This is a genomic window from Teichococcus deserti (assembly GCF_001982615.1).
Lineage (GTDB): Bacteria > Pseudomonadota > Alphaproteobacteria > Acetobacterales > Acetobacteraceae > Pseudoroseomonas > Pseudoroseomonas deserti.
Map to the genome: position 1 here is coordinate 1 of NZ_MLCO01000484.1, position 889 is coordinate 889.

The window sequence follows — 889 nt, forward strand, 5'->3', positions numbered from 1 at the left end:
GTGGAAGACCAGCTCCGGGGCCAGGGCGGCCAGCGGCGGCAGCGGGGCGGCGGGCAGGGCGCCATAGGCGTCGTCCTCGACCACCGGCACGCCGTGGCGGCGGGCGATGGCGACCAGGGCCTCGCGGCGCGCCAGCGGCAGGGTGGCGGTGCTCGGGTTCTGCAGGGTCGGCGTGCAGTAGAGCGCCTTCGGCCGTTCCGCCCGGCACAGCGCCTCGAAGGCCTCCGGCAGCATGCCGTCGCGGTCCATGGCCACCGGCAGCAGCCGCAGCCCCAGATGCGCCGCCAGCGCCCGGACGCCGGGATAGGTCAGCGCCTCGGCGGCAACGGCATCCCCCGGCTGGGTCAGCAGGGAAAACACCGTCAGCAGGGCGCCCTGGGCGCCAGGGCAGAGCAGCAGCCGGGCAGCCTCGGCGCCGGCCAGGCGGGGGGCGAGCCAGGCCTGGCCGGCCGCGCGGTCGCGGCCGCTGCCGCCGGGCTCCTGGTAGCGCAGCAGCAGGGGCATGCCGCCATCCTGCTCCAGCCCGGCGACGCCTTCCCACAGCCGCGCCTCCAGCCCGAGATCGGCGAAGCGCGGCGGCAGGTTCATGCTCATGTCGATCAGGCCGCTGGCGGCGGGCAGGGGTGCTGCGGCGCGCCTTCGGACATAGGTGCCCTGGCCGACCCGGCCCTCGACCAGGCCGCGCCGGGCGGCCTCGGCATAGGCCCGGCTGACGGTGGTGAAGTCGATGCCGAGCGCCTGGGCCAGGCTGCGCTGCGGCGGCAGGCGCTGGCCGGGAGCCAGGCGGCCGCCGGCGATGTCGCCGGCGATGGCCTCGGCGATGGCCAGGTAGAGCGGGCCCTCGGCGCGGTCGACCGCGGGGACCCAGGGCTTCGTCAGCGTCTCGCCA

The 889-nt window shown here is 77.3% G+C and carries 1 protein-coding gene; it reads right to left on the bottom strand.

All coding sequences use genetic code 11. The features are described from left to right. Window positions 1-889 (bottom strand): aminotransferase-like domain-containing protein (locus BKE38_RS29335; RefSeq protein ID WP_420014347.1); only part of this gene is annotated, 889 nt, incomplete at both ends.